Raw genomic sequence first — 5,302 nt, 5'->3', positions numbered from 1 at the left:
CCTCCGGTCCGGCCGGCGGTGACCGCTCCCCCGTGCCGTACCTGCCGGAGGGCCTGCGCTACGACCCGCAGGAGGGCGCGGGCGAGGTGCAGACGCCGCTGCTCGGCGCGGCCGCCGACGACCTGCTGATCGGCGACCGGGTGTGGTTCCGGCACGCCAAGGCCGGCGAGCTGTGCGAGCGCTTCGCGGAGCTGCACCTGGTCGAGGGCGACCGGGTGGTGGAGACGGTGCCGACCTACCGCGGCGAGGGGCGCACCTTCCTCTGAGTCCTCGGAGGTGGGTGCGCCCCCGCCGGGTGGCCGAGGATCCGTCAGGTGCCGCCGGGGCCGCTCACCTGGGCGGTGGCGATGCCCTTGACGATGGTGTCCATCTGGGCGAGGTCGGGCGCCTTGTCGGCGATGTCGAAGCCGAGGTGGACGGCGACCAGGCTGCCCGCCTTCGCGCCGGGGAAGACCACCGTCTCCACGTAGCCGTCGTTGCCCTGCGGGGCGTCGACCTTCCAGCGGACGAGGTAGCCGCTGCGCCCGGCGACGGTGACCGCCTCCGACTTGAGCTCCTCGTGGGACTTCACGTCGCCGTAGGCCTCCTTGGCCGCGGCCGCGATGTCGGTGAGGGCGGCCTGCTTGGCGTCGCTGCCCTCGACGGTGTCGGTGAAGGCGCCGCCGAGCGAGCAGGTGCCCTTGCCGTCGGGGCAGGTGTACGAGCCGATGGAGAGCGCGGCGTGCCCGTCGGGGGTGGTGGCGCCCTGCCAGCCGGAGGGCACCGGCAGGCTGATGCCGTTCACCACGTCGACGGCGGTCGAGGCGTTCCGGCCGCCGCGGCCGAGGCCGTTGCCGCCCTGGCCGTTGCCCTGGCCACTGCCGTTCCCGCCGCCCGGGCCGTCACCGCCCTGGCCGTTCCCGCTCCCCCCGCCCTGGCCGCCGTTCTGACCGGGGAGGCCGGGGAAGCCGAAGCCGTCCGAGCCGTTGCCGCCGAGGCGGTAGCGGCCGTCGAAGGGCCGGGCCGCCGAGGCCCCGTCGCCGTCGTCGTCCATGGCCAGGTAGGTGATGCCGGATCCGACCGCGAGGCCGGCCACCGCGGCCACGGCCGCCGCCACGACCACCGGGCGCGAGGGGCGCCGGCGGGGCTTCGGCGGGGCCTGGACGGCCGTGGGCATCTCCGGGTAGCGCACCGTCGGCCCGTCGTCCAGGACGCGGCCCTCGATCACGGTGGGCCCGTCGCCGTCCGCGGCCGCCCCGGGGGCCGCTGCGGGAGCCTCGGCACCGGGTGCGGGCGTCTCGGCACCGGGTGCGGGACGGGTGGTCGCCGTCCAGCCCTTGCCGTCCCAGTAGCGCTCGGGCCGGGGGTCGCTGGTGTCCTTCGGGTCCGGGTACCACCCGGCGGGAATCTGCTCGCTCACGCCATCGAATCTAAGGGCGGGCGGATAAGCGCCATATCAGCAGGAGGGTCGAAACGCCCTGTTCGCGATGAGATTACGGTGAGAATCGGACCAGGCTGCCGTTGACCCCGGCGGAGTCGTCGCTCGCGAGCCAGGCCGCCGCGGCGGCGAGCCGTTCCGCGTCGCCGCCGCCGAGCGCGTTGAAGCGGATGCCCTCCGGCCCGAAGGCGTCCGCGAGCTCCCGGGTGAGCGCACCGACCCCGGCCGCGGCGACCGCGGCGGCCAGCCCGCCCTCGGCCGCCGGACCGGCCAGGTTGACCACCGACCCGTGCCCGTGCCGCCGCAGGTAGGGCAGGGCGGCCCGGCAGCAGAAGAAGACGGCGGTCAGCCGGGTGTCCTGGACGACCCGCCAGGTGTCCGGCGGCACCTCCAGCGCCGGGCCGTCGGCGGGCGGCGCCCCGCACGGGCCGTTCACCACCGCGTCCACCCCGCCGAGGGTCTCGTACGCCTCGTCGAAGAGCGCCTCCACCATGTACTCGTCCAGCGGGTCGGTGTGGACGAACAGGCCGCCCACCGAACGGGCCACCGCCTGCCCCGCCTTCTCGTCCGGGTCCGCGCACACCACCCGGGCGCCCTCCGCGGCGAGCCGCCGGGCCACCGCGGCCCCGGCCTCCCCCGCGAATCCGCTCACCCCGGTCACCACCGCGACCCGGCCGGCCAACCGCCGGGGCACCCCCGGTTCCGCTCCCGCCATCGGGCACCTCCGCCACTCGCCGAGCACGTTCCGACACGACACGGTTACCGTACGTCGTACCGCCGACGGCGGTGGTGTGGCGCGTGCCGCACTGCCCGATCGCGCCGCGGCGGCCCGTGAGGAGGCAGAATGCCCGCCATGACTCCTCGGCCCGTGATCGGCATCAGCACTTCCGTCCTCGACGCGGCCTGGGGCCGCTGGGACAGCATCCGCACCGTCCTGCTGGCCGAGCGCTACCCGTCCGTGGTGCAGGCCGCCGGCGGGCTCGCCGTGCTGCTGCCGCCGGACGCGGCCGAACACGCCGCCGACGCCGTCGCCCGGATCGACGCGCTGGTGATCGCCGGTGGCGCCGACATCGACCCTGCCCGCTACGGCGCCGCCCGCCACCCCGAGACCGACGGCGGCGAGCCCGAGCGGGACGTCTGGGAGTCCGCGCTGCTGCGCGCCGCGCTCGCCGCCGAACTGCCCGTGCTCGGGATCTGCCGCGGCATGCAGCTGCTCAACGTGGTCCGCGGCGGCACCCTGCTGCAGCACCTGCCGGACGTGGTCGGCCACCACGGCCACATCGGCGCACCCGGCACCTACGGGCGCCACGCGGTGCGGCCGGTGCCCGGCACCCTGCTCGGCGAGCTGCTGCCGGACCCCTCGGTGGACGTCCCCACCTACCACCACCAGGCGGTCGACCGCCTCGGCCAGGGGCTGTCGGTGTCCGCCTGGGCCGAGGACGGCACGGTCGAGGCGATCGAGGGCGCCGGGTTCACCCTCGGCGTCCAGTGGCACCCCGAGCAGGGCGACGACCTGCGGCTGATGACCGCGCTGGTACGGACCGCGGCCGCGGTGCGCGCCCAGGCCGCCGTCACCGCCTGACCCGCGCCCGGCCCGGCCGCGCGGGGGATCGCGGCGCCGTCGCCCGGACGGCCCTGCGCGGCAACGACAACGGTCACCAGTGCAGGCTTTGGATCTTCGTCCGTTCTGGGGTTCACTTCGGGTGCGGGCGGTGTCCGCCGCCCGCACGGGCAGCACGTGCACGAGAGGACTCCGATGGCCGGCGAGCACGAGCACGACCGCGGCGCGCACGGGACGGCCCTGCACGAACACGGCGACCACGACCACGCGGCGGACGGGCACGGCGCCCACCACGGGCACGGGCACGGCGGGAAGGGCCACGCGCACGGCCACGGGGTGTCCGCCGACGCCGATCGCCGCTGGCTGGTCTCCGCCCTGGTGCTGATCACCGTCTTCATGGCGGGCGAGGTCGTGGTCGGCCTGGCGGCCTCCTCGCTGGCGCTGATCTCGGACGCCGCGCACATGCTGACCGACGCGGCCTCGATCGCGCTCGCCCTGGTCGCCATGCGGCTGGCCGCCCGGCCCGCCCGCGGCGGCTACACCTACGGCCTGAAGCGGGCCGAGATCCTCTCCGCCCAGGCGAACGGCGTCACCCTGCTGGTGCTCTCCGCCTGGCTCGGCTACGAGGCGGTCACCCGGCTGATCGACCCGCCGGATGTGCACGGCTCGCTGGTGCTGTACACCGCACTGGTCGGGATCGTGGTCAACCTCGCGGCCACCTGGTGCATGTCCCGGGCCAACCGCAGCTCGCTCAACGTCGAGGGCGCCTTCCAGCACGTGCTCACCGATCTCTACGCCTTCATCGCGACCGCGATCGCCGGCCTCGTGGTGATGCTCACCGGGTTCGTGCAGGCGGACGCGATCGCCTCGCTGGTGGTGGTGGGGCTGATGCTGCGGGCCGGCACCGGGCTCGTCCGCGACTCCGCGCGGATCTTCCTGGAGGCCGCCCCGGCCGGCGTCGACCCGGACACCGTGGCGGACCGGCTGGTCGCGGTGCCGCTGGTCGAGGAGATCCACGACCTGCACATCTGGGAGATCACCTCCGGCGAGCCGGCGCTGTCCGCGCACATCCTGGTCGCCCCCGGCGGGGACTGCCACGCCGTCCGCCGCGAGCTGCAGCGCCGGGTCCGCGACGAGTACGGGATCGCCCACGCCACCCTCCAGGTCGACCACGTCGGCGAGGAGGGGCCGCAGGAGCTGCTGCAGATCGGCCGCTCGGCGGAGGCCGACGGGCAGGCCGCGGCCGACGGGCAGGAGCACTGCGCGGACGCGCACGGCCCCGTGCACCGCAGCGGTCCGCACCGGCACTGACGGCTCCCGGCCGTCGGACGGGTACGGCATGATGCGGAGGGTGACCGCACCGCGACTGATGCTGCTCGACACGGCGAGCCTCTACTTCCGTGCCTACTTCGGTGTCCCGGAGTCCCTGAAGTCCCCCGAGGGCGAGCCGGTGAACGCCGTCCGCGGGCTGCTCGACTTCATCGCCCGCCTCGTCCAGGACCACCGGCCGGACCAGCTGGTCGCCTGCATGGACGCCGACTGGCGCCCGCAGTGGCGGGTCGATCTCATCCCCACCTACAAGACGCACCGGCTGGCCGCCGAGCCCTCGGTCGAGGGCGAGGAGGAGATCCCCGACACGCTCTCCCCGCAGGTGCCGGTGATCGAGCAGGTGCTCGACGCCCTCGGCATCGCCCGGGTCGGCGCCCCCGGCTACGAGGCCGACGACGTCATCGGCACCCTTGCCACCCGCGCCGCGGGGCCGGTGGAGATCGTCACCGGCGACCGCGACCTCTTCCAGCTGGTCGACGACGCCCGCGGCGTCACCGTGCTCTACCCGGTCAAGGGCGTCGGCTCGGCCGAACGCATCGACAACGCCCACCTGCTGGAGAAGTACGGCGTCGGCGGGGCCTCGTACGCGGACATGGCCGCGCTGCGCGGCGACGCCAGCGACGGCCTGCCCGGGGTCAAGGGGATCGGCGAGAAGACCGCCGCCCAGCTGATCCAGAGCTACGGCGACCTGGCCGGGGTGCGCGCCGCGGCCGCCGACCCGACCTCCAAGCTCACCCCCGCCCGGCGGAAGAACCTCCTGGAGGGCGCCGCCTACCTGGACGTGGCGCCCACGGTCGTCCGGGTCGCCACCGACGTGCCGCTGCCCGCCTTCGACCCGGCCCTGCCCGCCGAGCCCCTCGACCCGATGGCCCTGGAGGCGCTCGCCGAACGCTGGGGCCTCGGCGGCTCGCTCGAACGCGTCGTCGCCGTCCTGGCGGACGCCGCGTCCTGATGCGGCTGCGGGGGCGGTGCCGCCGGGCGCGCGGGGATCACCC

Annotated in this window: 5 protein-coding genes and 1 pseudogene; 4 read left to right on the top strand and 2 right to left on the bottom strand. The window is 75.5% G+C overall.

The genetic code is table 11. The features are described 5' to 3' along the window. A pseudogene (locus ABZ641_RS25010) lies at window positions 1-266 on the top strand (amino acid deaminase/aldolase); the annotation flags it as partial. Window positions 267-310: 44 nt separating this feature from the next. On the opposite strand, the gene ABZ641_RS25005 reads toward ABZ641_RS25010, so the two are convergent. Together ABZ641_RS25005 and ABZ641_RS25000 are read right to left on the bottom strand one after the other, a co-directional pair. Next, window positions 311-1,399, bottom strand: a complete 1,089-nt coding sequence (locus tag ABZ641_RS25005) for a DUF2510 domain-containing protein (protein ID WP_359985079.1) — start codon at window positions 1,397-1,399, stop codon at window positions 311-313. 73 nt (window positions 1,400-1,472) lie between these two features. Then, window positions 1,473-2,132, bottom strand: coding sequence for an SDR family oxidoreductase (locus ABZ641_RS25000; protein ID WP_344621638.1), 660 nt, complete (start codon window positions 2,130-2,132; stop codon window positions 1,473-1,475). 138 nt (window positions 2,133-2,270) lie between these two features. Here ABZ641_RS25000 and ABZ641_RS24995 point away from each other — a divergent pair, with 138 nt between their 5' ends. The 3 genes from ABZ641_RS24995 (at window position 2,271) to ABZ641_RS24985 (ending at window position 5,259) form a co-directional block, all read left to right on the top strand. After that, a complete protein-coding gene (locus tag ABZ641_RS24995) occupies window positions 2,271-2,999 on the top strand; it encodes a gamma-glutamyl-gamma-aminobutyrate hydrolase family protein (RefSeq protein WP_344621637.1) in 729 nt (242 codons plus the stop codon). Between the two features lie 174 nt (window positions 3,000-3,173). Then, the gene (locus ABZ641_RS24990; RefSeq protein ID WP_344621636.1) at window positions 3,174-4,289 is read left to right on the top strand and encodes a cation diffusion facilitator family transporter; all 1,116 of its coding nucleotides are present in this window, start codon (window positions 3,174-3,176) and stop codon (window positions 4,287-4,289) included. A 31-nt stretch (window positions 4,290-4,320) separates the two neighbouring features. Continuing rightward, window positions 4,321-5,259, top strand: a complete 939-nt coding sequence (locus ABZ641_RS24985) for a 5'-3' exonuclease (protein WP_344621707.1) — start codon at window positions 4,321-4,323, stop codon at window positions 5,257-5,259. Window positions 5,260-5,302 lie beyond the last annotated feature (43 nt).

It is taken from the genome of Kitasatospora sp. NPDC007106, from assembly GCF_040634455.1.
GTDB classification, from domain to species: domain Bacteria; phylum Actinomycetota; class Actinomycetes; order Streptomycetales; family Streptomycetaceae; genus Kitasatospora; species Kitasatospora arboriphila.
The sequence above is the reverse complement of the archived record's forward strand: the minus strand, read 5'-3'. Positions and strand labels throughout refer to the sequence as shown.